General features: G+C 45.9%; 1 pseudogene. It reads left to right on the plus strand.

The annotated features are described in order from the left end of the window. Positions 1–1,021 (plus strand): annotated as a pseudogene (locus BUB43_RS10965) (IS3 family transposase); the annotation flags it as partial. Between the last annotated feature and the right edge of the window lie 130 nt (positions 1,022–1,151).

Below are 1,151 nucleotides of genomic sequence, written 5' to 3' on the forward strand. Positions count from 1 at the left end.
TTTTAAAGGAGTTTTCCGGAGGCCGCAGTGCCGAGGAGTTGGCAAGGGAAAACGGCATCAGCACAGCCACTTTGTACAAGTGGCGCCAGAAATACAACGGGATGGAGGCCAGTGAGCTTAAGCGGGTGAAAGAGCTTGAAGAAGAGAATGCCCGCCTCAAGCGCATGTACGCCAATCTGGCAATGGAACTTGACGTAGCTAAATACATTATTGAAAAAAAGCTTTAAAGCCTTGTCGGAAACGGGAGATTGTCATGGAGATCCATAAGCTCCGTCCGAAGGATTCCGGCAAGGCTTTACGCGTGCTAAAATTAAGCAGAAGCAGTTTTCATTACCGCTCGCTGAGAGATGATTCTACGGTGATGATGAAGCTTGAACAGCTTACACAGAGCCATCCCAGGGAAGGTTTCTGGAAGTACTATTACCGCCTGCGCAACCGGGGTGAAAAAATCAATCATAAGCGGCTGCACCGAATTTATAAGGAAATGAAGCTTCCCTTGCGTCGAAAGGTAAAGAAGCGTCTTCCTGCCAGAGTAAAAACGCCGTTGGAGGTGCCGGAAACATTCACTCATACCTGGAGCATCGATTTCATGAGCGATGTTCTCTCCAACGGAAGAAAGTTCCGCAGTTTTAACGTGATTGATGATTACAACCGGGAAATCCTCCACATTGAGGCAGATTACAGCTTGAAAAGTTCGCGGGTGATCTGGATACTGAACCATCTGGTGAACCGCTACGGCAAGCCTGAGAAAATCCGCATGGATAATGGTCCTGAGTTTATAGCGAATATTGCTGAAGTGTGGAGCCGGGTAAATGAGATTGGTTTTGCATACATTCAACCAGGTAAACCCACACAGAATGCCTATATCGAACGTTTTAATAAAACCTACCGCGATCAGATACTCAATGCCTATATATTTGAAACCCTGGATGAAGTAAGAAGCGTTACCGAGGAATGGGTAAAGGATTACAACTACGAAAGGCCGCATGATTCATTGGGTGGTTTATCACCTGTGATGTGGAAAAATGGACAGCAATCCCAAGCTAAGGTCAGCGCTTTTCCTGACCGCTTTTCCACATCCGACAACAACAGCAGTAAAATATCAAGAAAAAATTCTACTTTTGAAGCGTACTGAAAATGGGGAGTCTACA

It is taken from the genome of Cruoricaptor ignavus, assembly GCF_900141665.1.
GTDB lineage: Bacteria > Bacteroidota > Bacteroidia > Flavobacteriales > Weeksellaceae > Cruoricaptor > Cruoricaptor ignavus.